The sequence below is a fragment of the Pedobacter suwonensis genome (assembly GCF_900111825.1).
GTDB classification, from domain to species: Bacteria; Bacteroidota; Bacteroidia; order Sphingobacteriales; family Sphingobacteriaceae; genus Pedobacter; species Pedobacter suwonensis.
The window spans coordinates 75,702-101,661 of record NZ_FOJM01000007.1; the positions used below are offsets into that span (position 1 = coordinate 75,702).

Annotated in this window: 30 protein-coding genes and 1 pseudogene; 10 read left to right on the forward strand and 21 right to left on the reverse strand. The window is 37.6% G+C overall.

The annotated features are described in order from the left end of the window. Positions 1 to 46: 46 nt before the first annotated feature. Positions 47 to 703: a TatD family hydrolase gene (locus BM107_RS10455; protein ID WP_090982988.1), complete on the reverse strand. Its 657-nt coding sequence runs from the start codon at positions 701 to 703 to the stop codon at positions 47 to 49. Positions 704 to 957: 254 nt separating this feature from the next. Here BM107_RS10455 and BM107_RS10460 point away from each other — a divergent pair, with 254 nt between their 5' ends. Next, entirely contained in the window at positions 958 to 1,485 is a 528-nt protein-coding gene (locus BM107_RS10460; RefSeq protein ID WP_090982991.1) for a thioredoxin family protein, read from the forward strand. A 98-nt stretch (positions 1,486 to 1,583) separates the two neighbouring features. Here BM107_RS10460 and BM107_RS10465 read toward each other — a convergent pair whose 3' ends face one another. The 6 genes from BM107_RS10465 to BM107_RS10485 all read right to left on the reverse strand — a co-directional run bounded on the left by BM107_RS10465 (position 1,584) and on the right by BM107_RS10485 (position 4,499). Further along, complete coding sequence (locus BM107_RS10465) at positions 1,584 to 1,793, reverse strand: hypothetical protein (RefSeq protein ID WP_090982993.1); 210 nt, start codon at positions 1,791 to 1,793, stop codon at positions 1,584 to 1,586. A 323-nt stretch (positions 1,794 to 2,116) separates the two neighbouring features. Beyond that, positions 2,117 to 2,650, reverse strand: a complete 534-nt coding sequence (locus BM107_RS10470) for a DUF4251 domain-containing protein (RefSeq protein ID WP_244278783.1) — start codon at positions 2,648 to 2,650, stop codon at positions 2,117 to 2,119. A gap of 104 nt (positions 2,651 to 2,754) precedes the next feature. Beyond that, positions 2,755 to 3,183, reverse strand: coding sequence for a SpaA isopeptide-forming pilin-related protein (locus tag BM107_RS10475; RefSeq protein WP_090982995.1), 429 nt, complete (start codon positions 3,181 to 3,183; stop codon positions 2,755 to 2,757). Positions 3,184 to 3,212: 29 nt separating this feature from the next. Beyond that, complete coding sequence (locus BM107_RS24665) at positions 3,213 to 3,374, reverse strand: hypothetical protein (protein ID WP_159435224.1); 162 nt, start codon at positions 3,372 to 3,374, stop codon at positions 3,213 to 3,215. An 88-nt stretch (positions 3,375 to 3,462) separates the two neighbouring features. Further along, positions 3,463 to 3,801 (reverse strand): TfoX/Sxy family protein, encoded by a 339-nt coding sequence (locus tag BM107_RS10480; protein WP_134204673.1) that lies wholly within the window; start codon positions 3,799 to 3,801, stop codon positions 3,463 to 3,465. 8 nt (positions 3,802 to 3,809) lie between these two features. Then, the gene (locus tag BM107_RS10485) at positions 3,810 to 4,499 is read right to left on the reverse strand and encodes a hypothetical protein (protein ID WP_090982999.1); all 690 of its coding nucleotides are present in this window, start codon (positions 4,497 to 4,499) and stop codon (positions 3,810 to 3,812) included. 87 nt (positions 4,500 to 4,586) lie between these two features. Here BM107_RS10485 and BM107_RS10490 point away from each other — a divergent pair, with 87 nt between their 5' ends. The 5 genes and pseudogenes from BM107_RS10490 to BM107_RS10510 all read left to right on the forward strand — a co-directional run bounded on the left by BM107_RS10490 (position 4,587) and on the right by BM107_RS10510 (position 9,854). Next, positions 4,587 to 5,195 (forward strand): ribonuclease HII, encoded by a 609-nt coding sequence (locus BM107_RS10490; protein WP_090983001.1) that lies wholly within the window; start codon positions 4,587 to 4,589, stop codon positions 5,193 to 5,195. 22 nt (positions 5,196 to 5,217) lie between these two features. Beyond that, on the forward strand, positions 5,218 to 6,420 hold the full coding sequence (locus BM107_RS10495) for a glycosyltransferase (RefSeq protein WP_090983003.1): 1,203 nt from the start codon (positions 5,218 to 5,220) through the stop codon (positions 6,418 to 6,420). 525 nt (positions 6,421 to 6,945) lie between these two features. Next, positions 6,946 to 8,025, forward strand: a complete 1,080-nt coding sequence (gene gcvT / locus BM107_RS10500; RefSeq protein ID WP_090983005.1) for a glycine cleavage system aminomethyltransferase GcvT — start codon at positions 6,946 to 6,948, stop codon at positions 8,023 to 8,025. Between the two features lie 34 nt (positions 8,026 to 8,059). Next, positions 8,060 to 9,124, forward strand: a pseudogene (locus tag BM107_RS10505) (PDDEXK nuclease domain-containing protein). Between the two features lie 10 nt (positions 9,125 to 9,134). Further along, positions 9,135 to 9,854 (forward strand): 2-phosphosulfolactate phosphatase, encoded by a 720-nt coding sequence (locus tag BM107_RS10510; RefSeq protein WP_090983007.1) that lies wholly within the window; start codon positions 9,135 to 9,137, stop codon positions 9,852 to 9,854. Positions 9,855 to 10,206: 352 nt separating this feature from the next. Here the strand turns inward: BM107_RS10510 and BM107_RS10515 are convergent, their stop codons facing one another. After that, complete coding sequence (locus tag BM107_RS10515; RefSeq protein WP_090983009.1) at positions 10,207 to 10,977, reverse strand: patatin-like phospholipase family protein; 771 nt, start codon at positions 10,975 to 10,977, stop codon at positions 10,207 to 10,209. 60 nt (positions 10,978 to 11,037) lie between these two features. After that, positions 11,038 to 12,072, reverse strand: a complete 1,035-nt coding sequence (gene gldB, locus BM107_RS10520; RefSeq protein ID WP_090983011.1) for a gliding motility lipoprotein GldB — start codon at positions 12,070 to 12,072, stop codon at positions 11,038 to 11,040. A gap of 28 nt (positions 12,073 to 12,100) precedes the next feature. Between gldB and BM107_RS10525 the strand changes: the two genes are divergently transcribed. After that, complete coding sequence (locus BM107_RS10525) at positions 12,101 to 12,775, forward strand: porin family protein (RefSeq protein ID WP_090983013.1); 675 nt, start codon at positions 12,101 to 12,103, stop codon at positions 12,773 to 12,775. Between the two features lie 126 nt (positions 12,776 to 12,901). After that, entirely contained in the window at positions 12,902 to 14,542 is a 1,641-nt protein-coding gene (locus BM107_RS10530) for an NAD+ synthase (protein WP_090983015.1), read from the forward strand. A 192-nt stretch (positions 14,543 to 14,734) separates the two neighbouring features. Here the strand turns inward: BM107_RS10530 and BM107_RS10535 are convergent, their stop codons facing one another. The 6 genes from BM107_RS10535 to rsmI all read right to left on the reverse strand — a co-directional run bounded on the left by BM107_RS10535 (position 14,735) and on the right by rsmI (position 19,384). Then, positions 14,735 to 15,151, reverse strand: coding sequence for an OsmC family protein (locus BM107_RS10535; protein WP_090983017.1), 417 nt, complete (start codon positions 15,149 to 15,151; stop codon positions 14,735 to 14,737). Between the two features lie 89 nt (positions 15,152 to 15,240). Continuing rightward, the gene (gene lspA, locus BM107_RS10540; RefSeq protein WP_208864376.1) at positions 15,241 to 15,759 is read right to left on the reverse strand and encodes a signal peptidase II; all 519 of its coding nucleotides are present in this window, start codon (positions 15,757 to 15,759) and stop codon (positions 15,241 to 15,243) included. Positions 15,760 to 15,763: 4 nt separating this feature from the next. Further along, positions 15,764 to 16,225: a DinB family protein gene (locus tag BM107_RS10545; protein ID WP_090983021.1), complete on the reverse strand. Its 462-nt coding sequence runs from the start codon at positions 16,223 to 16,225 to the stop codon at positions 15,764 to 15,766. Beyond that, positions 16,218 to 17,846: an apolipoprotein N-acyltransferase gene (gene lnt, locus BM107_RS10550; RefSeq protein WP_090983023.1), complete on the reverse strand. Its 1,629-nt coding sequence runs from the start codon at positions 17,844 to 17,846 to the stop codon at positions 16,218 to 16,220. Before lnt ends, BM107_RS10545 begins: the two co-directional genes overlap by 8 nt. Before the next feature lie 131 nt (positions 17,847 to 17,977). Further along, the gene (locus BM107_RS10555) at positions 17,978 to 18,631 is read right to left on the reverse strand and encodes a PH domain-containing protein (protein ID WP_090983025.1); all 654 of its coding nucleotides are present in this window, start codon (positions 18,629 to 18,631) and stop codon (positions 17,978 to 17,980) included. A gap of 39 nt (positions 18,632 to 18,670) precedes the next feature. Further along, the gene (gene rsmI, locus BM107_RS10560; protein ID WP_090983027.1) at positions 18,671 to 19,384 is read right to left on the reverse strand and encodes a 16S rRNA (cytidine(1402)-2'-O)-methyltransferase; all 714 of its coding nucleotides are present in this window, start codon (positions 19,382 to 19,384) and stop codon (positions 18,671 to 18,673) included. Positions 19,385 to 19,501: 117 nt separating this feature from the next. On the opposite strand from rsmI, the gene serS reads away from it, so the two are divergent. Continuing rightward, positions 19,502 to 20,773: a serine--tRNA ligase gene (gene serS / locus BM107_RS10565; protein ID WP_090983030.1), complete on the forward strand. Its 1,272-nt coding sequence runs from the start codon at positions 19,502 to 19,504 to the stop codon at positions 20,771 to 20,773. A 100-nt stretch (positions 20,774 to 20,873) separates the two neighbouring features. Here the strand turns inward: serS and BM107_RS10570 are convergent, their stop codons facing one another. Both BM107_RS10570 and BM107_RS10575 read right to left on the reverse strand, forming a co-directional pair. Then, on the reverse strand, positions 20,874 to 21,188 hold the full coding sequence (locus tag BM107_RS10570; RefSeq protein ID WP_090983032.1) for a hypothetical protein: 315 nt from the start codon (positions 21,186 to 21,188) through the stop codon (positions 20,874 to 20,876). A gap of 95 nt (positions 21,189 to 21,283) precedes the next feature. Continuing rightward, a complete protein-coding gene (locus BM107_RS10575) occupies positions 21,284 to 21,970 on the reverse strand; it encodes an SIMPL domain-containing protein (RefSeq protein WP_090983034.1) in 687 nt (228 codons plus the stop codon). A 251-nt stretch (positions 21,971 to 22,221) separates the two neighbouring features. Here BM107_RS10575 and BM107_RS10580 point away from each other — a divergent pair, with 251 nt between their 5' ends. Next, positions 22,222 to 22,809 carry a Fic/DOC family protein gene (locus BM107_RS10580; RefSeq protein ID WP_090983037.1) on the forward strand — a complete coding sequence of 196 codons (588 nt, stop codon included), beginning with the start codon at positions 22,222 to 22,224 and terminating at the stop codon, positions 22,807 to 22,809. Here BM107_RS10580 and BM107_RS24670 read toward each other — a convergent pair. From BM107_RS24670 to fabV, 4 genes are all read right to left on the reverse strand, one after another. Beyond that, complete coding sequence (locus BM107_RS24670; RefSeq protein WP_159435225.1) at positions 22,793 to 22,951, reverse strand: hypothetical protein; 159 nt, start codon at positions 22,949 to 22,951, stop codon at positions 22,793 to 22,795. The two genes, BM107_RS10580 and BM107_RS24670, sit on opposite strands and share 17 nt — an antisense overlap. A 168-nt stretch (positions 22,952 to 23,119) precedes the next feature. After that, positions 23,120 to 23,572, reverse strand: a complete 453-nt coding sequence (locus tag BM107_RS10585; protein ID WP_090983040.1) for a cold-shock protein — start codon at positions 23,570 to 23,572, stop codon at positions 23,120 to 23,122. A 213-nt stretch (positions 23,573 to 23,785) separates the two neighbouring features. Continuing rightward, positions 23,786 to 24,322 carry a GNAT family N-acetyltransferase gene (locus tag BM107_RS10590; protein WP_090983042.1) on the reverse strand — a complete coding sequence of 179 codons (537 nt, stop codon included), beginning with the start codon at positions 24,320 to 24,322 and terminating at the stop codon, positions 23,786 to 23,788. Positions 24,323 to 24,476: 154 nt separating this feature from the next. Then, on the reverse strand, positions 24,477 to 25,670 hold the full coding sequence (gene fabV / locus BM107_RS10595; RefSeq protein WP_090983044.1) for an enoyl-ACP reductase FabV: 1,194 nt from the start codon (positions 25,668 to 25,670) through the stop codon (positions 24,477 to 24,479). Between the last annotated feature and the right edge of the window lie 290 nt (positions 25,671 to 25,960).

A 25,960-nucleotide genomic window follows, 5' to 3' on the forward strand; every position in this document is an offset into this window, starting at 1 on the left:
ATTTGTGTATTTAGCTGTATTCTTCGACAGGCTCAGAATGACAGCGCTATATTAAATTTAGTTTATTCCAGTCTGTAAAAATACGAGCTTTGAGTTCATCTACAGTACATTTTTTTAAAATGGCTGCTGCCCGGTAAATTTCCTCAATCGAAATATCAGCATCATCCGTTTCCAGGAAAAAATTACTGGTGGTTTGAATCAGTTTCGCTGCACCGGAGTTTTCTTTCAAGATAGTCAAACCAAAAGAAAGTATAAATCCTTTATCCAGCAGTTGCTTGCCAAGTTCCTCGTTTTTATTAAAGCCATGGATAATCATAGGTACTTTAACCCTTAAGCGATCTTTAATCTCGATTAATTCAGCGAAACATTTAACACAATGCAAAATCAAAGGTTTTCTGATCTTTTCTGCCAATTCGATCTGTTTTTCCAGAATTATGATCTGATTCTCCAGGTTTTCGCCCCTTAATCGATCCAAACCACACTCACCAATCTGTTTTACATTGATTTGATTGGCCACGACACTTAGGTATTTCATCTGCTGGTCAAGATGTTCAATTTTAGCAAACCATGGATGTAAACCAACCGAAATGGGTTTCGTTTTCGGCAAGGCTAAAAAGATATCCTGGGTTAGTGACAGGCTTTGAATGCTGATTACTCCATTTTGAGTGGCAACTTTATGGGTATGTATATCTAGGAAATCCATTTCTAATGCAAAGATAGTTAAATGTAAAATGGACGATGTAAAAGGATTAATGGAAAAATGCGAATGGTTTTAAACCTTTCCGCAACACCAAGTTCTATTAATGACCAATGACCAATGACCAATGACCAATGACCAATGACCAATGATCAATGACCAATGACCAATGACCAATAATGTTGATCCTCTGTAAAGAATTTGCGAATAATCTATTAAAATTATAGACTTTATTATCTTTGCTTATTATTCTAAAAATCATGAAAAAATTAGTTATTTTATTAACGACAATATTGATTTCGACCGCGGCTTTTAGCCAGGCAAAAAAGGAAAGTGTTCACATCTATAACCCGCAGGCAAATGCTAAAGCGGATATTGCTGCTGCGGTTGCAAAAGCATCCAAAGAAAATAAGCATGTTTTGTTACAGGTTGGCGGTAACTGGTGCAGCTGGTGTATCGCATTTCATAACCTGATTGATAGCACAGCAACGCTAAAAAAATACATCAACGATAATTTCGAGACGGTGCTGGTTAACTATAGCCCTGAAAATAAAAATGAAAGTGTTCTGGCTGGTTTAGGCTATCCCCAACGTTTTGGTTTTCCGGTATTCGTAATTCTTGATGGTAAAGGCAAAGTATTACACATTGAAAATTCATCTTATTTAGAAACGGAAGAAGTTGGTGCTAACGGTAAAAAGAAAGTAGGACATGATGTAAAGAAAATTACCTCATTTTTGAAAGGGTGGACAAGAGCAGCAGTCGATCCTGAAACTTATAAAGCTAAGTAGTGGTTTCAGGTAAAGGGTATAAGGTTAAGGCTGAACCATAACATCGGGCCTGAATATTTAAAAAGCCTTTCGGATTTTCGCATCTGAAAGGCTTTTTGTTAATCTTCTAGTTCATCTTCATCCACCTCATCATCTAGGTTCAACTCATAAGAGGCTCTTGAAGCTTCATCGGCTTGTTCCAGCAAATCTTTATCGTATTCAATGCTCGTATCATCACCGCTAATTTCATTGATGTTTTCTACATCATCCTCTCTGCGTAAAGCATCATTAGGATCGTTCGAATAATTATCGTTTTCTGGGTCTATCATAACGTTAAGATTTTACATAGATAATCGTTTTGATGTTGAAATTGTTTTAGGGAAACTCTTAAAGAACACAAAAATGTATTCCGTAAGTTTGTCTTTCCCTGATTAGCCTGGCGACTCTTTTTAGATTCTTCGCTGTGGAAATCTTAAAGCGCCTGCATTAAGATTATTGATAAGTGGTTTTTTTATTCAGGGGCATTCGTAGGCTCTTTATGGTTCCCAATCAAGTTGGGAATGACGATCGATCGAAGGATACTACCAAATAAAATTTATCTGTCACTTATTTTATTTTTATAAAATATATTCTTTTTAAGAATAACAAAGTTTTAATCCTTTTTCTTGGGCTCTTCCAGATATCCATTAAAATAGATGGGCTGTTTATTTATACTGCTGGCCGTTAATGAAGCATATCCGTTGGTAGAAATATTGATTGTAAACCGATAATTTTCTCTTACTACATCTTTTGTTTCAATTTGAATGGTGTACATGCCTTTTTTATTTTTGGATTCTTTATAGGTGAAATTTTTTGAAGTAAATTTAATTCCGCCTTGTGTCGGATCCATCGGAGCAGAAAAAGACCTGCCAAAATAAGGTAGATAAGCCACAATACTGTCTTTGGTAACCTTAACATCGTATTGAGATCCGGTTAGGTTTATTGAAGAACCTGCCTGACTGCCTGGCATTGCTGCCAATATTCTGTTAATGTCATTGTTGGCCATTGGCGTGGCTGTGTTAGCTATAAAGTTGTAATTTTTATCTGCTACAATTTTAATTGTAGTTTCTTTGTCGGTTTGGGCGAAAGATTGAAATCCGATCGAAAGAAATGCAAAGCTCAATATTAAATTTAAACGTTTCATCATGTGTGTTTTAAATGAGTAACAATTTAAAGATGCACAGATTTGAAAGATTCCATAATAGTGCCAAAAATAGAACGAAACTTAAATCAAATGGTTTTAGTTTTTAACTAAGGATTTATCTTTTCAGAATGATTTGATTTATATAAGGGATTATTTTTTTCGGTTTCGGAAGCCCCCATGGCCGTGAATTTATAGGTGCCTGCAGGCAGGTTATTCAGTTCTATTTCGCCATTTTCGTTTGTAATTAGGGTGATTAAATTTCCGCCAGGATTCTTACCGCCTTTAACAATAATACCGCCAATTGGTGATCCGGCTACCCGCGATCTGGGATTATTTGAAGGAACCATAATAATAAATTTATAATTCCCTGTGATGGCGTTGTTAAATTCTATTTCTCCATTTTGATTAGTTACAAGGTTAGTTGCCTCACCTGCCGGAATGTTAACTGCTTTTACCACTATGCCACCAATAGGTTGCCCGGCTACAAAACTGATTTCTCCGCTTGTTACATCCAGTTTGCCTTTAATGGATTTCATGATGCATGGGAAATGCGATTCAGGATAACTCAGTTGCAATAATCACAATAATGCCCTTCGGGTGCCTGCGCCTTTAATTGTTGTGTATTTGTTGCTTTGATTGCAGGTGATGTGGCGTTTTTTTTAATTTGAGCCAGAGCAATTAATGAGATAAATAGCAGAAATACCGCTAGAGCAGCTCCTTTTTTCATAAAATTTGATTAGAAAGGTAAAATTAATCAAAAAATACGGCTTAATATAAATTAGTTGTTTTGGTCAATCTTTTAGGCTTTACACTCATTATTTCTTTTTTGACGCTTTTGCAAAGGGGTTAAAATCGAGGGCAAGTTTAACCCAGAAATCAAGTTCATCATTTCTGACTAAAACATTTTCTGATACCGAAATATAACTCTTCATCGGTCTGCCACCCATTACCATTTGTTCCCAGCCATCTTTATGTGATAAGTTTTCTAAAGCATTTGGATCGATCCGGACCATCATACCGGCTTTGGAAACACCGATGCACATTTTGCCATTTACCATAAACACCAATCCTGAAAACATCAGTTTTTCTTCTATATCAGGTATATGCATCAGTCTTTCAGCCACCCGGAGGGCAAGGGTTTCGTTGTATCTCACGGTTTAATTTATTCAGTCAGTTTAGTTGTGCCATATTTAATGCCATTATTTCGGAAATATTTCCTGATCAGATCATATTTCTCTGTGCAAAATTTTCCAATATTCATTTTTTCAGAGCTATCTCTTCTGCGATGGCATTCAAAACAGATTTCTATGTATTCTGCAATCAGTCCATTTTCATCTAAAAATACGATTCCATTTCGTGGCTCGTAACAGCGGTATCCATCTGACTCTGCTATCAGTAATCCTTTGTAGCTTTTGGTAGAGGTATAACTAAAGTTATAGAGGATATCAGTAAGTTTATTTAATTCCAAAGCTGACAACACCTTTTTTTCTTTCAATCTTGCTAGATCTAGTTTTTGTTTTTTTTGTAGCAATGCATCATGAACTTCGTTCTTAACCTGGGTATTGATTGTATCTTTAAAGGTATCTTTATAAATAATCTCGGCGCTGATATCGGGCGGTTCAAAAGAGATTAGCATCACCGTTTTATTTTGGTTAAAAGGAAAGAACTTTAATCGCTCGATGGAAGAATATTTATTACGGTACAAACAAGCCATGCGTTTTTCTAAAACATTATAATCTGCTTCTGATGGAGGTTCAATCGGTGGCGGAGCGGGAGTTGCATGTTTTTTCTTTTGTGCAAAACACGTAAAACATAACAGGCAAAAAATAAGAGTTAATTTAATGATATGCATTGTAAATCCTTTATCCTTAAAATTAATGTTTAAAAGATGTTGGACAAAATAATTTTCTTACTATCGCTATTTCAGTAAATTTGCAACATGTTGTTAAACTGCTATCAGGAAGAATTATTAGAGGCCGGGTGTGACGAAGCGGGAAGAGGTTGCCTTGCGGGCCCTGTTTTTGCAGCTGCGGTGATATTGCCTAAGGGTTTTGTGCTGGAGGGTTTAAACGACTCTAAACAGCTGTCTCATGAACAAAGGGCGCTGTTAAGGCCAATTATCGAACAGGAAGCGCTGGCATGGGCAGTAGCCTCTTGCGATCATGAAGAAATAGACCGCATCAATATTTTAAATGCATCATTTCTGGCCATGCACAGGGCCATTGAAAAATTGCAAACACCACCACAGTACCTGGTTATTGATGGAAACCGTTTTAAAACCTATCCTCAGATTCCTCATAGCTGTATTGTTAAAGGAGATGGTAAATACCTCAATATTGCAGCGGCCTCCATATTGGCCAAAACACATCGGGATGAATATATGACCAACCTGCATGTAGGTTATCCTCATTATAATTGGCAGCAAAATAAAGGTTATCCAACCATTGCACACCGTAAAGCTGTACTCGAAATGGGCTTATCGCCTTTTCACCGCAAAACTTTTAATGTGAGCGCCCCGCAGTTGGAACTGTTTTCAAAAAACGCCTGAAATTTCGTATTTTCACCACGTTGTGAAAATTTTGTTGATTACTAAGCGGATTCCCTTTCCGCCAAACAGTGGTTATCCGATTGTGGTATACAATACCATACAAGGTTTGCTGCAACTTGGCGCAGATATTACATTGTTTAGCCTTAACCCAACAAAAGGGCGTATTGATATTGAAGATATTTATGACCCTGTTTTTGAAGAGATTGAATACCATACCTGCGATTTAGATACAGATGTAAATGTATGGTCTGCTTTTTTTAATATTTTCACTAACGAATCTTATAATGTTTCCCGGTACTACAGTGAAGACGCTGCCCGGCAGCTGGAAAATCTTTTAAGAGAAAATGCATTCGATATCATCCAGTTCGAAGGTCTCTTTGTGGTTCCCTATCTGGATGTGGTTAAGGCAAATAGTAATGCTAAGCTGATTTACCGGGCGCATAATATCGAGTTTACGTTATGGGAACGCCTTTCGCATTCAGAAAAGTTTCTTATTCGACGCAAATACCTGGCTTTCCTGGCACAACGGCTTAAAGCTTATGAAACTGATCAGATTAATCGCTTTCACCACATTTTTGCTATTTCCGAACCCGATCGCCAAAGCATATTGAGGTTTGGTTGCGAAGTCCCGATGTCGGTTTTTCCGGTAGCCATCGATTTGGAAAAATATAAGGTAGACAAGACCAAAACCAGTTTTCCTACACTTTTTCATTTAGGGGCAATGGATTGGCGGCCCAATCAGGAAGGATTAGAGTGGTTTTTAGACGATATTTGGCCAGATATTGAGAAGTTGAATAAGGATCTCCGGTTTTACATCGCCGGGAAAAACATGCAGAAACATTTTTTTGAATACGATTCTGAGAACCTGATTGTAGAGGGAGAGGTGTTTGATGCCGTAGAGTTTATGAACTCCAAAGCCATTATGATTGTGCCACTAATTTCTGGTACAGGTATGCGGGTTAAGATTATCGAAGGTATGGCAATGAAAAAATGCATCATTGCCACAACCACGGCAGCTGAGGGGATTAACTGCAGGCACGGACATGATATCTTAATTGCTGATTCTGCGGATGAATTTTACCGTTCCATCTTACAATGTGTCATCAATCCTAAACGCTGGGTAGAAATAGGAGAGAATGCACGGAAAACAGTTGAAAATGATCATGGCGTTCGATTAATTTCCGGTAAAATGTTAAAAATTTATGAGGAATTGGTTAGTGCATAACATGATTTGTACCCCTTAGGTTGTTTTTTATACTGAGCAACTGAAACCATTCTATCGAATAGCTTTGATCGGATTAAGTGGTGTCTGCTTCTAAATCCTGCAACCTTAAAAATGAAACGCTGTATTGGGTTTCCAGTCCCGGTTGAAGCGTTACCCTGCAGCAACAAGGCACGAGGAAGCGAAGCGTAAAAGCGAAAAACGGGATGAAATTTATGGCTTTACACGGACTTTGCGCTCCAAATCAAATTTTGTATTTCTCCGCCCTTAAGCATAGCTGCACTTCGTTTGCTTATACTACATTTTATTTGTTATTATTGTCAATTGCTCTTCAGTAAAGTAATATAATTTTGTAAGCCTGAAGTTCCTCATCAAATCAGTTTTCAGTCTAAAAAACGCCTATAAAATTTACCTCAAAATTTTGTCTTTTTCTTAGTAGTTTTGCCCCGCGAAGAATAAGCATAAAATCGCCATAATTGGGGTTAAAATTGTAATCGCTTCATTATTCATAAAAAATAAAATTTACGGATGAAAAATACCGCATTAACAGAAAAACACATCGCTTTAGGCGCTAAAATGGTTCCATTTGCAGGTTATAATATGCCTGTTACTTATGAAGGTATTAATGCCGAACATGCAACAGTTCGTAATGGAGTAGGTGTTTTTGATGTGAGCCACATGGGTGAATTTATTCTTAAAGGTGAAAATGCATTAGACCTTATTCAAAGAGTAACCAGTAACGATGCCGCTAAGTTATATGACGGAAAAGTGCAGTACTCTTGCTTGCCCAATAAAGATGGTGGTATTGTTGATGACCTTTTGGTTTACAAGATAGATAATAAAACCTATATGTTGGTGGTAAATGCATCGAACATTGAAAAAGATTGGAACTGGATACAACAGTTTAATACAGAAGGCGTAGAAATGCATAATATTTCTGATCAAACTTCTCTGTTAGCCATTCAAGGACCAAAGGCAGCTGATGCGTTACAAAGTTTAACCGAAGTTGATTTAGCATCAATGGAATATTATACTTTCGTAAAAGGTACTTTTGCAGGAGTTGAAAATGTGGTAATTTCTGCAACAGGTTATACCGGTGCAGGTGGATTCGAAATTTATTTCGAAAATCAATACGCTGATCAGATCTGGGATGCCATTTTTGAAGCGGGTGCAGCATACAATATTAAGCCAATTGGTTTAGGTGCCCGTGATACTTTACGTTTAGAAATGGGTTTTTGTTTATACGGAAATGATATTGATGATACGACTTCGCCAATTGAAGCCGGTTTAGGATGGATTACTAAATTTTCTAAATCTTTCACCAATTCAGAAGCATTATTGGCGCAAAAAGAAGCTGGCGTTCAAAAGAAATTAGTTGGTTTTGAAATGATCGACCGTGGTATTCCGCGCCATGATTATCAAATTGCTGATGCTGAAGGAAATGTCATTGGTAAAGTAACTTCTGGTACCCAGGCACCTTCTTTGCAAAAGGCAATCGGTATGGGGTACGTTGCAAAAGATTTCGCTAAAGAAGGAACTGAAGTTTTTATTTTGATCCGCAATACGCCAATTAAAGCTAAAGTAGTTAAGTTTCCTTTTTATAAATAAGGTTTAAAGTTAAAGCAGCAATATTTTTGAACTTATGAAAACGGAAGAAAATAAATATTATGAGCTGCTTTATCAAATAGAATCTACCTTAAAAACGGCCAGGCAAAATGCGGTAAAAGCAATTAATACTGAATTGATTACTGCTAATTGGAAAATTGGACGCTATATTGTTGATTTTGAACAGCAAGGCAAGCCTAGGGCTGATTATGGGAAGGAGTTATTAGTGACCCTCTCTGCAGATCTGAAGTTAAAATTTGGGAAAGGCTTTAGCCGTTCGAGTTTGCAACTGATGCGCTTGTTCTATATTAAATATCCTAAATTTCAGTCATTAACAGATCAGAATTTAATTCGCCAGACAGTGTCTGGCGAATTGCCACATAGCCAAACATCGTCTGGCATTTTACTAAGCTGGAGTCATTATGCTGAGCTTCTAACCGTTTCTGATGACCTAGCCCGAAATTTCTATGAAACCCAGGCCATAAAAGAAAATTGGAGTTTTAGGGAGATGAAGCGGCAAATTGATTCAGCGTTATTTCAAAGGCTTGCGCTCAGTAAAGATAAAAACGGTGTACTGACTTTGGCCGAGAAAGGTCAGATGCTCCATAGTACTGACGATTTGGTACGGGATCCTTATGTATTTGAGTTTTTAAATATCCCTATGGGAAGTGTAATTAAGGAATCAGGACTCGAGAAAAAACTTATTGATAATCTACAGAAATTTTTATTGGAGCTTGGTAAAGGCTTTTCATTTGTAGCCAGGCAGTTTAAAATAACTGTAGATAATGAACATATGTTTGTTGACATCGTTTTTTATCACCGGATATTAAGATGCTTTGTACTTATTGATCTGAAAACAAAAAAGGTAAAGCACTAAGATATCGGTCAAATGAACTTTTACCTTAACTATTTTAAAGAAGAAGAAAATGTTGAGGGAGATAATGACCCAATTGGGATTATTATTGCTGCAGATAAAAATGAGTTTTTGGTTAAATATGCCACAGGGGGACTTTCTAATAAAATATTCGTCTCCAAATATCAACTCTATCTACCTGATCAAAAACTTCTGGAAGAAAAGGTAAAGGAAATAATTAATAAATAAATCTCTTAAAATGTCGAAAAAAATACAAGTTTGTTTAACGCCGGCCTTGATCGATTTATACGATATTGAGCAGAGCATTGTGGTGGTGATCGATATTTTGAGGGCTACCTCTTCCATTACCTACGGAATAGATAACGGAGCTGAAGCAATTATTCCCGTAGCTCAGGTAGAGGATTGTTTAAATTATCGTGATAGTGGATTTTTATTGGCAGCCGAACGAAATGGAGAGGTTGTAGCAGGTTATGATTTCGGCAACTCGCCATTTTCTTATACGCGAGAAAAAGTAAATGGAAAAACGGTTGTGCTAACCACTACAAATGGCACCAAGGCTTTACATTTGGCACAGAAAAGAGCCTACCAGGTTTTAATAGGATCTTTCTTAAACTTAGATTCAATTTGTCATTATCTGAAAAGTCAGGATAAAAATGTGCTTTTGCTTTGCGCAGGTTGGAAAGATCAGTTCAATTTAGAGGATACGCTTTTTGCAGGTGCTATAGTAAGCAATCTGCGTCAGAATTTTGAACATTTTGACGATTCCAGTGTGGCAGCTGAAGATCTGTATGCCTTAGCTAAAGGAGATTTAAGGAAATATCTCCACAAATCATCACATAGCCATCGCTTGGCCCAGCTGAATATAGAAGAAGATGTTGTTTTTTGTTTGCAGCTGAATCTGTGCAAAACAATCCCGGTACTAGTGGGCGAACGTTTAGTAGCCTTAAAAACTAATTAATATACTTCTCGTTTTCAATGAGGCTTGTGAGGTGCCATATTGGTAATGTGATAGCATCAATCATATAGAAATGTTTCCTCCCCGGCGATACAATCGCCATTCTCGTTTATCCTCGTTGCAAACGAGGACAATGAGAGGATTGATCGGGTATTATAATAAATAGGCTTTATCTACACCGGGGTAAGTCTTGATATTGTTTATTCCACAGCCAATTTCTAAACCGGAAAGTTTATATAATGGGACTGCCAGATTGATATCTTCAGCTAATAACAAGGAATTTCCCTGAATAATAAATTATAGTTAGACATGAGTTATATTACTTTTTCTTAAAAATATTTATAAGATTAGTTTCTTATTTTGTAATTAATTCAGAAATCGTCGGACTGTTTTTAATGGTAATTAAGGCTTCTTCATGCGCCAGCCAGTAAATATCTTCTGCACGTTTCATGTCGAATGTACTAATGGCCCCCAGACCTTTAGGTTCGATCAGTACATTGCAAAATTTAGCTTTTCTTTCCATATCATGATTGATTGACATGATTCCTGCGCGGCCCATCAAATTGGTAATACCGGTAATTTTATCAACTGGTTTAAGGTGGTTACAGGATGAGCCTATAATAAAATCGCAGTCATCCATTAAAGGTTCAACCGGAAAATTGTTTAAAATGCCACCATCTACATACATTTGGCCATCAATCATGATGGGTTTAAAAATACCGGGTATACAGCTTGAGGCATGGACAGCCCTGATGAGTGGCCCTTTAGTAAAGTAAACCAACCGGCCTTCACTAAAGTTTACGGCAGCAATGGTTAAAGGTATCTTTAGCTTTTCTATAGAATCTTCAGGAAAATATTCCTTCAGAATCAAAGCAGTATTTTCAATATTAATCAATCCTAGCGAACCTACCGCCGGACGTACAAAGCGCCAAAGCTTTGTTTTAAGGAAAATATTTAACCCTTCTTCTGGGTCTATGCCGGCAGCAAAAAAAGATCCCGCTATGGCGCCTGCACTTGTTCCGCTAATGTGGCTAAAAGTAATCCCTAAATTACTGAAGGCCTTCAAAACACCTAAATGCGCGATTCCCCTAATACCTCCGCCCGATAATACAATGCCGACTTTCATTTTTTCCTTAGGTTAATATTTGAACTGATTTTGATATAACTGGTTACTGCTAATGGTAAACTACCTCTGTTGCTTTGGTTTATACTTCGATTGATTTAAGATTTTCTGTACATCGTTATCAACCATTAACTGTTGCAAAGTAACATCTGGATGCGTACTCATATATTTCCTCACAATTTGCCAGCCTATCCATACGCCCAATTTTGGTGCCGATTCTCTGTTTTCGCCTAAACCTGGCGTAAAAGGTCCTTCTGATAAAAATACCTGGATTTTTTGATAGTCGGTTTCGAAAAGATAATTATTCTCCAGAAAATATGCCCAAATGTCCCCTTCAAAGTTTTGCGCCCAGTCTAATTGCTGTTGGGTATATCCGATTTTGGTCGAATCACCTACATTTTCGGGTAAAACCTGATCAAGAAAGTATAAAATCTTTCCCTGAAAAATCATTTTAGATAATAAAGTCCTGTTATCATCAGGCTCCGCAAAAAGTTCTTCATGGGCATAAGTTTCGGCTACACGTGGCACAATATATTCAGGCGTGAACCTCCTCGAAAGGTAAAGAGGTACACTTTGCACAATTGCCCTGTAAAATTTGCTGTCTTTACCCAGAAACATGTCTAAACCGATGCCCAGATAATTATCTCCAACAGGCATCTGGTAAGCAAAACCTGAGGCAAAAGAAATGAATTTTGGAATCTTCGCTTTTGGATAATAATATTTAATGTATTTAAAAGTCTGTTTTAATCCCTCTTCCTGTACTTTTAAATCTGGAAAAACACTATCCACTTCCTTGCTTAAATCGGTATAGGCCTGATCATGGTATAAATTGGTCAACGATTCGGTGTTGGAAAATTTACTGTCTAAAATCCGATGGATAAAATCGTCATAAAACACCCCATACTTTGAAGCAAGTTGGTTATCTACTTCAAGTACATTTTTATTTTTTCCTTTAAAAAGTTCCTGATCAAATCTTTCAATTTTGATGTTTACCTCTATATTACTAACATCGGGCCGGTTGCTATGTTTGCAGGAAATAAATGTGATGGCAAAAAGAAAAATTAGATAAATTTGCCAGTGTTTTACGTTATACATCATGTAACACAAATATATAAACACCTATAGCATGAAAAAAATATCAACCATTTTAATTTTATCTGTTTTAAGTTTCGGCGTCTGGGCACAAAATTCGCCCTTAACCAGTTACGGTTTTAGGTTGGGATTAACCGCAAGTCCAACTTTTGGCTGGATTAAACCTGAGCAGGGAAAAACTGAGGGAGTAGCCCTGGGCTTTTCATATGGATTGATTGGTGACTTTAATTTTGCTCCAAATTATAGTTTTTCTACGGCCTTAACTATTACTTCTGTTAATGGTAAAAGCACAGAGGCCAATGTTTCACCTTATTATGCCGCAAGTGGCAGTGCAGCACCAAAAGCTTACGATTTAAAATATAAGCTACAATACGTAGAGCTGCCTTTAACTGTTAAGCTTAAGACTGTGAAAACTGATGGAAAACGCTGGTATGGTCAGTTTGGATTGTCTAATTCAATTAATATTAGTGCAAAACAAAATGCGGTTACCGATGGTATGGTTGTTGGCGATAATTTAAATGTGTCTGATCACATCAAATTTTATCGCGCCGGATTAATTATTGGTGGCGGTGGGGAATTTGATATTTCGGGCAATACCAGTATAGTGGCCGGGTTAACTTTTAATAACGGTTTCACTAATATTGTAACCGATAAAACCAGAGATGTTAGAAATCACTATTTAGCACTTAATTTCGGCGTATTCTTTTAACCCGAATAGCGGTCTTAATACTCAATACGCACTACTTGATACCAGATACTCACTACTTGATACCAGATACTCACTACTTTATACCAGATACTTACTACTTGATACTCACTACCTGACACATTTAACATGAAAATAGCACTAGCACAACTTAATTACCACATCGGGAACTTTGAGGCCAACACCAGAAAAATAACTGAAAATATTCAATTGGCAAAAAACAAAGGTGCAGATCTGGTTGTTTTTGCCGAATTGGCTATTTGTGGTTACCCGCCGAGAGATTTTCTGGAGTTTGATGAATTTATTGGGTTGTGTGAAACCGCGGCCCATGAAATAGCAAAGTCCTGTACTGATATTGCATGTATTGTTGGGCTCCCTGTTAAAAATGAGCTATTGCAGGGGAAAGACCTTTATAACGCAGCTTATTTCATTGAGGATGGAAAAGTTAAGGCAGTAGTGAGAAAAGCATTGTTGCCAACTTATGATGTGTTTGATGAATATCGCTATTTTGAACCGGCCACACAATTTAACTGTATCGATTTTAAAGGTAAAAAAATTGCCTTGACCATTTGTGAAGACCTTTGGAATATTAACGATAATCCATTGTATATATCAAATCCAATGGATGAGTTGATTAAAGAGCAGCCAGATGTAATGATTAATATCGCAGCATCACCTTTCTCTTATACCCATGATGATGAACGCATTAAAGTACTGGCCGATAATGCAAAAAAGTACAGCCTGCCAGTTTTCTATGTAAACCAGGTTGGGGCGCAGACGGAGATTATTTTTGATGGCGGTTCTTTGGTTTTTGATGCTGATGGAGCCATGAAAGCAGAGATGAAATATTTTGAAGAGGATCTTCAGGTATTTGATCTTGAAGAGGTTGAAAATGTACGCAATAAGTATCCGCAATCGGAAAGATTAACAGATATTGAACAGATTCATGATGCACTGGTTTTAGGCATAAAAGATTATTTTGAGAAGTCTGGATTTAGTAAAGCCGTTTTAGGTTTGTCTGGCGGAATTGATTCGGCGGTGGTTTGTGCCCTGGCTTGTCGCGCATTAGGCCCCGGAAATGTAATGGCCGTTTTAATGCCTTCTAAATATTCTTCCGACCATTCTGTTCAGGACGCTTTGGATTTGGTGAACAATATTGGTTGTATGCACGAAATTGTGCCTATTAAAGAGGTTACAGAAGCGTTTGACAACATATTGGCGCCAGCGTTTAAAGGTTTGCCTTTTAACCTTACTGAAGAGAATATCCAGGCGCGGATCCGCGGCATTATCAACATGGCAATGAGCAATAAATTTGGCTATATTTTATTAAATACCTCAAACAAAAGCGAATGTGCAGTAGGTTATGGTACCTTGTATGGCGATATGTGCGGTGCAATTGGTGTGATTGGTGATGTATATAAAATGCAGGTTTTTGAACTCGCGAAGTACATCAATAAGGAAAGGGAAATTATACCGGTTAATACCATTGTTAAACCACCATCAGCAGAATTGAGGCCTGATCAGAAAGATTCTGATTCTTTACCTGAATATGAAATCCTCGATAAAATATTATACCAGCATATTGAAAGGAAACAAGGCTCAAAAGCGATTATTGCTCAGGGCTTTGATGAGGCATTGGTTTTACGTATCTTAAAGATGGTTAATATTGCCGAATTTAAACGTTACCAAACGCCACCTATTTTAAGGGTATCGCCCAAAGCCTTTGGCATGGGCAGAAGAATGCCAATTGTAGGGAAATATATGGTTTAGGTTGTTTAATTGGTGAATTGCTGAGATTGTTAAACTGTGGATTACAAACTGAAAACTGGTAGTTGTTGAAACTGTGAATTGTAGAAAGGTCGTCTCGAGTGAAGCGTAGCGGAATGGAGAGATCTTTTAAATAGATTTCTCGACTACGTTGCACTCCGCTCGAAATGACGATTAGGGGTTCACCGTTACATTTTAAGCTAAAGTAGCATCAACTGTAATGGTTGTATTCAATAATTTAGAGATCGGGCAGTTTTTTTCTGCATCTGCAACCAGCTCATCAAATTTTTCCTGTGTTAAATCTGGTACGGAAGCTGTTAAAGTTAAATGCGATTCTACAATTTCACCTTTTGACGGATCAAGGTTGATTTCACATTTTGTTTCCAGTTTATCGGCTGTAAACCCTGCTTCAGTTAAGTTAGCAGATAGTTTCATGGTGAAACAGCCTGCATGTGCAGCAGCAATTAATTCCTCTGGATTTGTACCCACACCATCTGCAAAACGGGTATTGAAAGAATATTGAGTGTTATTTAAAGTAGTGCTTTGTGTAGTGATGTTACCACTGCCTTCTTTGATAGAACCTTGCCATACGGCTGTTGCATTTCTTTTCATAATCGGATTTTATTTTTAGATTGTTTAACACCTAAAGATAAAAATATGTTTGTGTAAAGCTGGCAATTCTTTGTTAAGAAATCATGTGATTATCCGGCCTTATCCATTGGTTCTTCCTGAATCATCTTACCTCTTAACGATTGAAAAAGCAATATACTTATACCTATCATAATCGAAATATCGGCAAAATTAAAAACACCTGTTTGGAAGAGGTAAAAATCCATGTGCATAAAATCGGTAACCGATCCATGCAAAATCCGATCATATAAATTGCCTACACCACCGCCGATCAGAAAACACAAAGCAATTTGCATGGTCATCGGCAAGTTACGTTTGGTAAATAGAAAATATAAACCGTAGAGCAAAAATAATAGGGGTAAACCTGTTAAAATAATGAGCCTGAAAATGTAGGGCATGTTATCGCCCAGGCTCAAAAATGCCCCGGTGTTTTCTACTCTGGTTAAGGTGAAATGGTCTTTTATAATGCTGATGTTTTCGTAATCGCTGATCTCGTTACGAACAATTCTTTTAGAAAACTGATCGCAGCTAAAATTTAGGGCTAATAATAAGAGTAATATCGACCAGCGGAGGTTTTCTATTTTTTGCATAATTTTATCTGATAATATCGGCATCTACCGGTGTGTAGCCCAAATGTCTGCTTAGCGACATGATTTGCCCCTTGTGATGAAACTCGTGAGTAATGACATGGGTGAACAACTGTAAAGGATTTACGATTAAAATCGCTCCGTTTTTGACCAATTCCATGTTATGCAACTCATTTCCTTTAAATTTTTCTGCAAATAAAGCAATATATTCATCTGCCTGTTCAAAATAAGTTTGGCAGTCGTTTAAAGTCTGGTACCTTTCGAAAGGTAAAAACTCCTGTTCAATGCCTAAGGCCCTTTCGCCAATCCATGCGCAATAGGTCTGGCAAATATGAACCAACAAATTTCTGATGGAGCCTCTGCCGAACGAACTGTTATTGGTTAAAAAATCATGTTCTGAAATTTGCCCTACATAAGTTAAAAGGGTATTCCTGGAGGATAAAACGAAATCGTATTGTTGTTTAAGCATGGCCCGTTTTCCTGATCCATTTTCTATATGGAATAATTAAAGCTAAAAGAACGGCGGTAATGCTCAGTAATTTTGCAATAATATCTCCGCTTTTTACATAAAAGGTAATCTCGTCATTCAGGTTGATATTGGCCTTTAATGCAGTTCTGGTCCACCATTTGGTCTTTTGGGTTACATCGCCGCGTTGATTGATAAAGCAGGATATTCCGGTATTGGCTGAGCGAGCTACATCACGATGGGTTTCAATTGCCCTGAGTTTGGCATACATCATGTGCTGGTCTTTCCCTGAAGTATTTCCCCACCAGCCATCATTAGTGATAATCGCGATAAATTGTGCGCCATCTTTAACCTGTTCACCAATCCAATCGCCCCACAAACTTTCATAACAAACCACAGGCGCAACACCAATGCCGCTTTGCGCATATAACACACTCGGCTTATCTTGCCAGCCCCATCCGCCAACAGTTCCGCCCAACTGAGCAAAAACGCCGTCTAAAAACGAAAATACTTTTGGGAAGGGCATTTTTTCTACCCCGGGAACCAGTTTGGATTTATGGTAAAACTGAACATTGGCAGAATTTTCTACCTGCATGGCGGTGTTAAAATTATCAAAATAAATACCCCGTTGGTTATCAAATTTTGAGGTTATTGTCCTTTTATCCTGATAAATTTTAATGCTTTCTATTCCTGTAATCAATGTTCCGTTTTTATACTTTGATAAAAAGTTTTGCAGCGTGATGAAATCGTTATTGCTCCTGATCCGATCTTCATCAGCGTAATTTGGAATAGCCGTTTCCGGCCAGATAAAATACTCGGTATTGGTTTGCCCGATGGAATCTGATAAGTGTGTTAATATATTGATTTGTTCGGCTGGTGGTATATTTTCCAGTTTTTGGTAAGGATCGATATTTGGCTGAACCACTACTACATTACTTGGTGTTCCTTTTTGTGTGGCAGTAGAGTATTTGGTTAACGAAATGCTGATGGGAATAATCACTACCAAAGCCCAGATACCCGCTGCTCTGAACCTTAAATAGCCGGTTTGCGATCTGAATTTCTGATAAGCTTCAAAAGCCAGGATATTGCTCAATAAAATCCACAGTGAACCACCATAAACACCGGTATAATCATACCATTGGGCCAATTGGTGCATACCTGCCAAGCCATTACCCAAGGTCATCCAGGGGAAAGCTAAATCCCAGGTTTGCTGCAAATATTCTAGAGCGATGTAAAAGGAAATCAAGCCCAGATAAGCCATCTTTTTATTTACATACTTGCCTAATCTATAGTATAACCAAAAAGCAAAAGTCATTAACAATGCACCCAATCCAAATGGAATTAATGAGACCGGTAGGGCTATAAGCGGGCCATTATAAGCACTGATCGCATTATAAACCCAATAAATTGATGCTGTATTCCAGGCTAAAAAAGTTAAACCTGCCGTTAGGAAAATTCTTTTACCCTGTTTCTTTCCGGAATCGTTTGAAATGGCATTTAGTGCAATGAACAAAGGCACCAGACCAATTAATAACAGCGGTGTAGTAAAAGGCATTGGTGGCCAGGCCAGCCAAAGTAAGAATGCACTTAAGAGAGCGAGGAGATAGGTTTGTTTAGATTTCATATGAAAATACTTGTCATTCTGACGCAGGAAGAATCTCTATGCGATAGAAAACTGACTTTGTTTTTGCTAACGTAGTACATTAGGGGTATGTTAAAGATGCTTCGTGCCTCAGCATGACAGCAGTTTTTCATCTACAAACTATCTAAAATATTTGCTTTTTTAGCCTCATATTCTTCCTGGGTAATCAGGTGTTTATCGTATAAAGTTTTTAGCTTCCGCAACTTTAACGTGGTTTCGTCTTCCGGCTCTTCTACCACCTCAGCAATTTGGATTACAGGTTGTGCAGGCTCTGGCGCGGGTTCATAAGCAGGTATTTCGGCAATAGGCTGGGCAGTTAAATTAATAGGAGAGGCTGTTGCACGATTTTCTTCCAGTTTTTGCTGGCGCAGCATTTCTTTATACTCTTCTAATTGCTGATTGGCAGCCTGATGTAATTTACGTGCCTGCACTTTCGGGATAAATTCGGTTACGATATTTTCGCCATGTTGCGGAACACATATAAATTTAGAACCAAAAAATTCTTCTTTAAACGAAACTTCTTTAATGCTTTTCCACGAAATATCTTTGAAATTCATCGTTAAGCCCAAATTACCAGGCTCGCAATAGAAAATCCGCTTATTGGAGATCGCAATGCTGTCTGGTAACAAGTTTACCGCTGGTTTTTTCTGTACGGCTAAATATAAAAGTTCTTCGCCTGTGGTTAGCAGGTCGTTTAATTTTCCAATAACTTTTTCAACCGCTTTTGGGTCTTGTTCGTCACTCAGAAATCTATCTATACTCATCATGATATTTTTAAAATTGTATTGTGGTTTAGATTTTTGATGCTAATCTTCAGCATCTTCATATTTGTTTTTGCTTTTAATATGGGGTTTCCCCGCTATGCAAATTACAAATTCTCCTTTTAAAGTATTGTTTTCAAAGTGTGATTTTATTTCCAGCAAGGTTCCGCGAACAGTTTCTTCGAACATCTTAGTCAGCTCTCTGCTTACGGATGCCTGCCTGTCGGCACCTAAATACTGCGCAAACTCCTCTAAAGTTTTTAATAAACGGTGCGGACTTTCGTAAAGTATAATGGTACGTTCCTCTTCAGCCAATTTTTTAAATTTGGTTTGCCTGCCTTTTTTAACCGGCAAAAAACCTTCGAAACAAAATGCATCAGCAGGTAAACCCGAGTTAACCAGGGCAGGAACAAAAGCTGTTGCACCTGGTAAACATTCTACCGCGATATCATTTTTCAGGGCTTCGCGTACCAGAAAAAAACCAGGATCTGAAATGGCGGGCGTACCGGCATCAGAGATAAGGGCAATTTTTTGACCTTCGTTTAAAAACCTGATGATTTCTGAAGTGGCTTTGTGTTCATTGTGCTGGTGGTGTGAGAAAACTCTTTTGTCGATCCCAAAATGTTTGAGCATCGGGGCACTTGTACGGGTATCTTCGGCGAGGATCAGGTCGCATTCTTTTAATATACGGATTGCCCTAAAGGTCATATCCTCCAGATTGCCTATGGGCGTTGGTACGAGAAAGAGTTTGCCATCCATATTTTTCTGTGTTCGTCATTGCGAGAAGGAACGACGAAGCAATCTTTTTGTGTAGAGATTGCCGCACTGCGTTCGCAATGACGACTTAATTATTATCTTTGCTTAAAAAATTAAATAATGCTGCAAGTTAACTATATCCGCGAAAATAGAGAGAAAGTTTTAGAACGTTTAAGTATCCGTAATTTTAAACAACCAGAACTGGTAGACGAAATCATTAAAATTGATGAAGAACGTCGTTCCACTCAAACTTCGTTGGATAGCATTTCTGCTGAAGCTAACGCAGCTGCCAAGCAGATTGGCGATTTAATGCGTACGGGTAAAAAAGAAGAAGCGGAGGCCATTAAGGCACAAACGGCTTCTCACAAGGAAAATATTAAAAACCTGAGTGATCAATTGAATGAGTTGGAGACTGCTCAGCACAATTTGATTGTTCAATTGCCTAATTTGCCCTATCACCTGGTAAAAAAGGGGTCTACTGCAGAAGAAAACGAGGTTGTTTTAACACATGGCGAGCCTGCTCAGTTACCAAGCAAAGCGTTACCACATTGGGAGCTTGCTGCGAAATATGATATTATCGATTTCGAATTAGGCGTAAAAATCACTGGTGCTGGTTTTCCTGTTTATAAAGGAAAAGGGGCGAGGTTACAGCGGGCGCTGATCAATTTCTTTCTAGATCATGCAACAGCTGCGGGTTATAAAGAAATGCAGGTACCGCATTTGGTTAATGCAGCTTCAGGCTTTGGTACTGGCCAGTTACCAGATAAAGAAGGGCAAATGTACCATTCAACTGTTGATGATTTATATTTAATCCCGACAGCAGAAGTTCCGGTAACCAATTTGTACCGTGATGTCATTCTTAAAGAAGAAGATTTACCGATTAAAAATACAGCTTATACGCCTTGCTTCCGTAGGGAAGCAGGCTCATACGGTGCTCATGTACGTGGTTTAAACCGTTTACACCAGTTTGATAAGGTTGAGGTGGTTCAGGTTACCCATCCGGATAAATCTTATGAAACTTTAGAAGAGATGAGCCAATATGTGCAATCTTTATTGAAAGAACTGGGATTACACTACCGCGTTTTGCGTTTATGTGGTGGTGATATGGGCTTTACTTCTGCCATGACCTACGATATGGAGGTATGGAGTGCTGCCCAGGAACGCTGGCTGGAAGTTTCTTCTGTATCAAACTTTGAAACCTACCAGAGTAACCGTTTGAAATTACGTTTTAAAGGCAAAGAGGGAAAAGCGCAGTTGGCCCACTCATTAAACGGAAGCGCATTGGCCTTGCCCCGCATCGTGGCATCTATTTTAGAAAATTATCAAACTGAAAATGGAATTAAAATTCCGGAAGCTTTAGTGAAGTATACCGGCTTTGATAGGATTGATTAGTTTTCGATGAATCGTCACAGCAATGACGATATTTCTAATAAAAAAAGCTTTGCAACGTTGCAAAGCTTTTTGTTTTTATAGATAGATGTGTTTCTTGAGATTATAAAATCAGGATCAATAACAAAATAATGATGATGATTGCGCCAACTGAAAGGTAAACTCCACCAGAAATGGCCCGGGCCTGACCTTTTAATTCTTTTAACTCGCTACGTAAAGCCTTACGCTCTGCTCTGGTTAAGTTCGATTTGTCCATGTCTCTGATTTCTTCAACACGGGTTTTAATTTTTTCCAGTTTCACTGCTTGTTCTGCAGATAATTCTGTTGGGTTTTTCGCAGGTTTGTCAGCTGCCTGAGCTGAATTAAAGCTAATGCCTAAAGCAAATACCAGCGCAAGTGTGTAGATGAATTTTTTCATAATATCTAATTTTTTAGTGTTCAATCTCTAGGTAACAAAAAACCTACCAAAATGTTCTGGTAGGTTTTAAAAGCATTAATTTATTATTGAAATTCTTATTTGATCTCGAAAACCGCATTTACTGTAAAATTCAGTTTGATTTTCTTGAAATCAATTTCAGGTGCACTGGAAGCGTCGGCCATTTCAGCTTTCATTGCATAATTTCTGTAAACAGGTTGCATTACATTGTCCCCGCCGTCTTGTATCTCAATTACACTACCTAATTTATCGCCTAGTGCCTCTACCATATATGTTGCTTTCTCTTTTGCGGCCAATAAGGCTTTAACTTTAAGCTCTTTTTTTAAGTTTTCGATTTTAGAATAATCGTAACTTTCAATATTCGTATTGGCAATTCCTTTAGCATCTAAAGATTCTAATATAAGGTTGAATTTGTTTAAATCGCTGACTTTTAAACGGTACTGTTTACTGGCCAGGAAATCAGGATTTTTTTTCTTTTCCGTAGCATAATTCCAGCTGCTTAAGTTGCTAATGGTTAGATTCTCTTTTGCAATACCTGCTTTTTGTACTGCGGCATACAATTGTTTTTCCAACTCTGTAATATCAACTTTTTTCTTTCCGTTTAAATATTCTTTAAGTGAAATACCGATGTAGATGATATCGGGGGTAACTTCTGTTTCTGAGGTACCGCTTACGCTTATTTTTCTACGTAAATCTACTTGTTGGGCCATTGCTGAGGATAAACCTAAAAATGCAACCAGGGCTAGTGCTATTAACTTTTTCATAATTTGTAGTGTTTTTTAACTGTTATGAAGCTTGCATAAGCTTTTTTGTATTTAGCTTTTGTGCTTATGCAGGTTTCATATCTATTTTTCTTTGTGTGTACTGTAATGATGTAAATCATGTACAAATTCCACACCGAGATTTTATTTTTTTATGATTTTTTATTGAATTAGCTATGAATATTCAGATACTAAGTTAGTAGGAGTGCCTTGGCTTGTTAATTTAATTAAAATTATTTTATTAAATTAATATTATGAAATATCAGATTCCAAATGATCAAAATGAAGTATTGCCCAATAAATTAGGATTAACAAGTTTAACAGATATCAATCTGTCAGAATTTGAAGGTTTTTTAAAGGCAGAGATTATACTGTCAGAAAGATTAACACCGAGTACAAAATTCAGCGTCTCCTATATTCTTGGTATTCATAAACTAGCATTATCTCATTTGTATAGTTTTGCAGGTAAATATCGTGACGTTAATATTTCCAAAGGAGGTTTTCCATTTGCCGCGGCGAGGTTTTTGAATGAAACAATGAAACAATTTGAACAGGAAATATTAAAAGAACTACCCAAAAAATATATAGATAGGAAACAGTTAATATCCAATATAGCAAAAGTACATGCAGAACTCCTGTTAATCCATCCATTTAGAGAAGGAAATGGCAGGACAGCAAGGATTTTAGCTAACTTAATGTGCCGAAAAGCTGGTTTCAGTTCGCTAAAATTTGAGAAGATTGGTGAAGATGAATTTAAAAATTATGTATTAGCCATACAAGTGGCTACAGACGGTGAATATCGATTGATGGAAAAGATGATAGATTTTATTTTTCCAGACTAACTTCAATTTTTTTTAAAGCAGCGGTTGCAGATTCACTAGAAATGGAAATACCTTCAATTTTGAATGATGCAAGCATTGATTGCATGATTTCAATTCTCAATGGATTAACTTTTTTTCTTTTATGATCTTGATTAAATTTCATAATCAAATATAGTTAAAATGAATGTATGAAAAAAATTATGCGCAAGGTTTTATGCTTAAATAGACGGAATTATAAAGTGGTTATAAAACCTGGCGCAGCAGAGTTTTCTGCAAAATTTTAATCATGTATTTGCAATTAGGAGTTGCAAAGCGAATAGCGTGTTAGCGGTTAAACTTTTGATACTTTAACTGCCGTTGGTCCTTTTTGGCCCATTTCTACTTCAAACGTAACTTTATCACCTTCTTTAATCTGGGTGATTAAACCGTTTGCATGAACGAAAATACTGTCTTGTGTTTCAGTGTTTTTAATAAAACCGTAGCCTTTGCTGTCGTTAAAGAAAGTGACTGTTCCTTTTTTTACCGGGTTTTCATCAACGATGTCTTCTTGTCTTGAAATGCCGATCTGAATATCTTCTGTATTGATAACTTTCTTTTTCTTCGGATCTGGCGGAGTAGAAGAGATGTTCCCGTTTTCATCAACGTACGCCATCATATCTTCAAGCGTTAAGCCTTTTTTAGCATTAGCCTGACGTTCTTCTTTTTTTTCTTGTTTGTCTTTTTGTTTTTTTAATCGTTTTTTTTCGTTCTCTTTTTTACTGTATGTTGCCTGAGATTTAGCCATATTTTATTTAATTGTTTTGTTTTTGAAGGGTGAGTGGAAAGGAGAATTATACAAAGATAACAATACTAAAGTACAAACACGATTTTATTCGGTGTTGCGCTCTATTTAGAGTTAACAACACAAGATTAGAGCAAGATGTTTTGCCGGGCTGGCGTGGGGGTAAGTATCGTTAACTACAGTTTCTTTTATATATTAAACGCTATGGCTAAAATATTATTGCAACGTCTCCCAGTATAGCTTGTCGATCTGGTATACGTAATTCCATTTTAGTGGCTCGCCATAATAGGCTACCTCTATTTCAGCGATTTTCACACCTCCTAATTTTTCAATTGATTTTTGCGAACGAAAGTTAGTCGCACCGATATGTAATACTACTTTATCTATAAATCGAAAAGCATGATTGAACATTAACGTTTTTAAAGCCTTATTATGTCCCTTGCCCCAAAATTCACGCGCAATAAAAGTGTAGCCAATGGCAACTGAATGGTCATTTTCATCTAAATCGTAGTACCTGGAACTGCCCACAATTTTATCCGTTCCGTTTTCATAAATGATAAAGGCACCTTTTGATGCTATAGCCCCTTTAAAGAAATTTTCGAATACCGCTCTTTTGTACCGGTCTTTATTGGGGTGCTGCTCCCAAATTAAAGGATCCGAAGCTACAGCAAAAAGCGCTTCAAAATCAGATTCCTTTAATGGAACTACCTTGATCAAATCGTGTTCTAGCGTGGGCTGTAAATCGAAACTCATTTTATTTGTAATGAAAACGGCCGGCTTTTCGGCCAGCCGTTTGTGATTGTGTTTTTAAAAATTCGTCATTTCCATGCACCTGGAAATCTTAAAGCCCCTAGCATTACGATTCCCAATTAAGTTGGGAATGACACATATATTATGAATTAGTGATTTAATTTACCAAACCTTCAATTTCTACCACTTCCTGGGTATCTTTTTGATAATCAACCTGATCAATTTCGAAACCAAATAAACTTAAGAAATCAGATCTGTAACCAGGTAAATCGCCTATTGCAGGCAAGGTTTCAGTTGTAGCTTCTTCCCAAAGTTTAGCCACTTTAGCCTGAATATCCTCACGCATTTCCCAATCGTCTATTCTGATTCTTCCTTTTTCATCAACAGGAACGGCGTTGCCTGTGTATAACCGGTTAGCATATAAACGTTGGATCTGCTCAATTGTACCTTCGTGAACGCCTTCTGCTTTCATCACTTTGTACAACAATGAAATATATAACGGAATAACCGGAATTGCAGAACTTGCCTGCGTTACCAATGCTTTATTAACCGATACATAGGCTTTGCCCTCAATATCTTTTAATTTATCAGCTATTTTAAATGCAGTTGCTTCTAAATCATCTTTGGCTCTTCCAATTGTCCCTTTGCGGTATACCGGTTCAGTTAAAGCAGGACCTATATATGAATAAGCTACGGTGGTTGCACCTTCGGCAAGCAGATTTTCAGCTTTTAAGGCATCAATCCACATGGCCCAATCCTCTCCGCCCATTACGGCAACGGTATTGGCAATATCTTCTTCCGTAGCTGGCTCAATGGATATCTCGCTCACCTTACCGGTGTGGAAATCGACAGTCTTATTGGTATAGGTACCACCGATAGGTTTTAAGGTAGAGCGGTGTAATACTTCGGTATCAGGGTGTTTTCTTACAGGCGAAGCCAGGCTATAAATAACAAGATCCACCTGACCAAGGTCAGCTTTGATGAGCTCGATGGTTTTGTCTTTAATTTCTTTAGAGAAAGCATCGCCATTGATACTTTTGGCATACAAACCTGCAGCATGAGCTTCTTTTTCGAAGGCTGCAGTGTTATACCAGCCTGGTGATGCTGTTTTACCTTCTGAAGGTGCTTTTTCAAAAAATACGCCAATGGTAGAAGCGCCAGAGCCATAAGCAGCAGTAATACGCGATGCTAAACCGAAACCAGTTGATGCGCCAATAACCAATACTTTTTTCGGGCCGTTGATCGCGCCTTTAGATTTTACATATTCAATTTGATTCTTTACGTTTTGCGCGCAGCCTTCAGGATGTGCGGTTAAACAGATAAAGCCCCTCATTCTAGGTTCAATAATCATTTTTGTTCTTTTTTACGTTTTGTAATGTTAAAATAAGCGCAGTTTTAAGGTGATGTAAAACGCCTTAATGCCCAAATCTTTAACGAAGATATATTTTTAATTGTTTAACATTAAATGAATTTTAAATTAAGGCGATCAGACTTCTGACGCCGGCCCCCTGACTTTCGACTCTTTTAACCGCAAAGTGAGCGGAGTTTTTCGCGAAGAACGCCAAGCTGGAGGTGTAATTTAGGCGATCAGACTTCTGACGCCGGCCCCCTGACTTTCGACTCTTTTAACCGCAAAGTGAG

Coding starts and splice junctions, on each gene's coding strand:
- BM107_RS10530 (WP_090983015.1), top strand. CDS start 12,902: ATGAAAATAGCACTAGCACAACTTAATTACCACATCGGGAACTTTGAG.
- BM107_RS10460 (WP_090982991.1), top strand. CDS start 958: ATGAAAAAATTAGTTATTTTATTAACGACAATATTGATTTCGACCGCG.
- lspA (WP_208864376.1), bottom strand. CDS start 15,759: ATGCAAAAAATAGAAAACCTCCGCTGGTCGATATTACTCTTATTATTA.
- gldB (WP_090983011.1), bottom strand. CDS start 12,072: ATGATGTATAACGTAAAACACTGGCAAATTTATCTAATTTTTCTTTTT.
- BM107_RS10470 (WP_244278783.1), bottom strand. CDS start 2,650: ATGATGAAACGTTTAAATTTAATATTGAGCTTTGCATTTCTTTCGATC.
- BM107_RS10510 (WP_090983007.1), top strand. CDS start 9,135: ATGTCGAAAAAAATACAAGTTTGTTTAACGCCGGCCTTGATCGATTTA.
- BM107_RS24665 (WP_159435224.1), bottom strand. CDS start 3,374: ATGAAAAAAGGAGCTGCTCTAGCGGTATTTCTGCTATTTATCTCATTA.
- gcvT (WP_090983005.1), top strand. CDS start 6,946: ATGAAAAATACCGCATTAACAGAAAAACACATCGCTTTAGGCGCTAAA.
- BM107_RS10485 (WP_090982999.1), bottom strand. CDS start 4,499: ATGCATATCATTAAATTAACTCTTATTTTTTGCCTGTTATGTTTTACG.
- BM107_RS10525 (WP_090983013.1), top strand. CDS start 12,101: ATGAAAAAAATATCAACCATTTTAATTTTATCTGTTTTAAGTTTCGGC.
- serS (WP_090983030.1), top strand. CDS start 19,502: ATGCTGCAAGTTAACTATATCCGCGAAAATAGAGAGAAAGTTTTAGAA.
- BM107_RS10555 (WP_090983025.1), bottom strand. CDS start 18,631: ATGATGAGTATAGATAGATTTCTGAGTGACGAACAAGACCCAAAAGCG.
- BM107_RS10535 (WP_090983017.1), bottom strand. CDS start 15,151: ATGAAAAGAAATGCAACAGCCGTATGGCAAGGTTCTATCAAAGAAGGC.
- fabV (WP_090983044.1), bottom strand. CDS start 25,670: ATGATTATTGAACCTAGAATGAGGGGCTTTATCTGTTTAACCGCACAT.
- rsmI (WP_090983027.1), bottom strand. CDS start 19,384: ATGGATGGCAAACTCTTTCTCGTACCAACGCCCATAGGCAATCTGGAG.
- BM107_RS10575 (WP_090983034.1), bottom strand. CDS start 21,970: ATGAAAAAGTTAATAGCACTAGCCCTGGTTGCATTTTTAGGTTTATCC.
- BM107_RS10585 (WP_090983040.1), bottom strand. CDS start 23,572: ATGGCTAAATCTCAGGCAACATACAGTAAAAAAGAGAACGAAAAAAAA.
- BM107_RS10590 (WP_090983042.1), bottom strand. CDS start 24,322: ATGAGTTTCGATTTACAGCCCACGCTAGAACACGATTTGATCAAGGTA.
- BM107_RS10490 (WP_090983001.1), top strand. CDS start 4,587: ATGTTGTTAAACTGCTATCAGGAAGAATTATTAGAGGCCGGGTGTGAC.
- BM107_RS10465 (WP_090982993.1), bottom strand. CDS start 1,793: ATGATAGACCCAGAAAACGATAATTATTCGAACGATCCTAATGATGCT.
- BM107_RS10455 (WP_090982988.1), bottom strand. CDS start 703: ATGGATTTCCTAGATATACATACCCATAAAGTTGCCACTCAAAATGGA.
- BM107_RS10570 (WP_090983032.1), bottom strand. CDS start 21,188: ATGAAAAAATTCATCTACACACTTGCGCTGGTATTTGCTTTAGGCATT.
- BM107_RS10475 (WP_090982995.1), bottom strand. CDS start 3,183: ATGAAATCCATTAAAGGCAAACTGGATGTAACAAGCGGAGAAATCAGT.
- BM107_RS24670 (WP_159435225.1), bottom strand. CDS start 22,951: ATGAAATTTAATCAAGATCATAAAAGAAAAAAAGTTAATCCATTGAGA.
- BM107_RS10515 (WP_090983009.1), bottom strand. CDS start 10,977: ATGAAAGTCGGCATTGTATTATCGGGCGGAGGTATTAGGGGAATCGCG.
- BM107_RS10580 (WP_090983037.1), top strand. CDS start 22,222: ATGAAATATCAGATTCCAAATGATCAAAATGAAGTATTGCCCAATAAA.
- BM107_RS10545 (WP_090983021.1), bottom strand. CDS start 16,225: ATGCTTAAACAACAATACGATTTCGTTTTATCCTCCAGGAATACCCTT.
- lnt (WP_090983023.1), bottom strand. CDS start 17,846: ATGAAATCTAAACAAACCTATCTCCTCGCTCTCTTAAGTGCATTCTTA.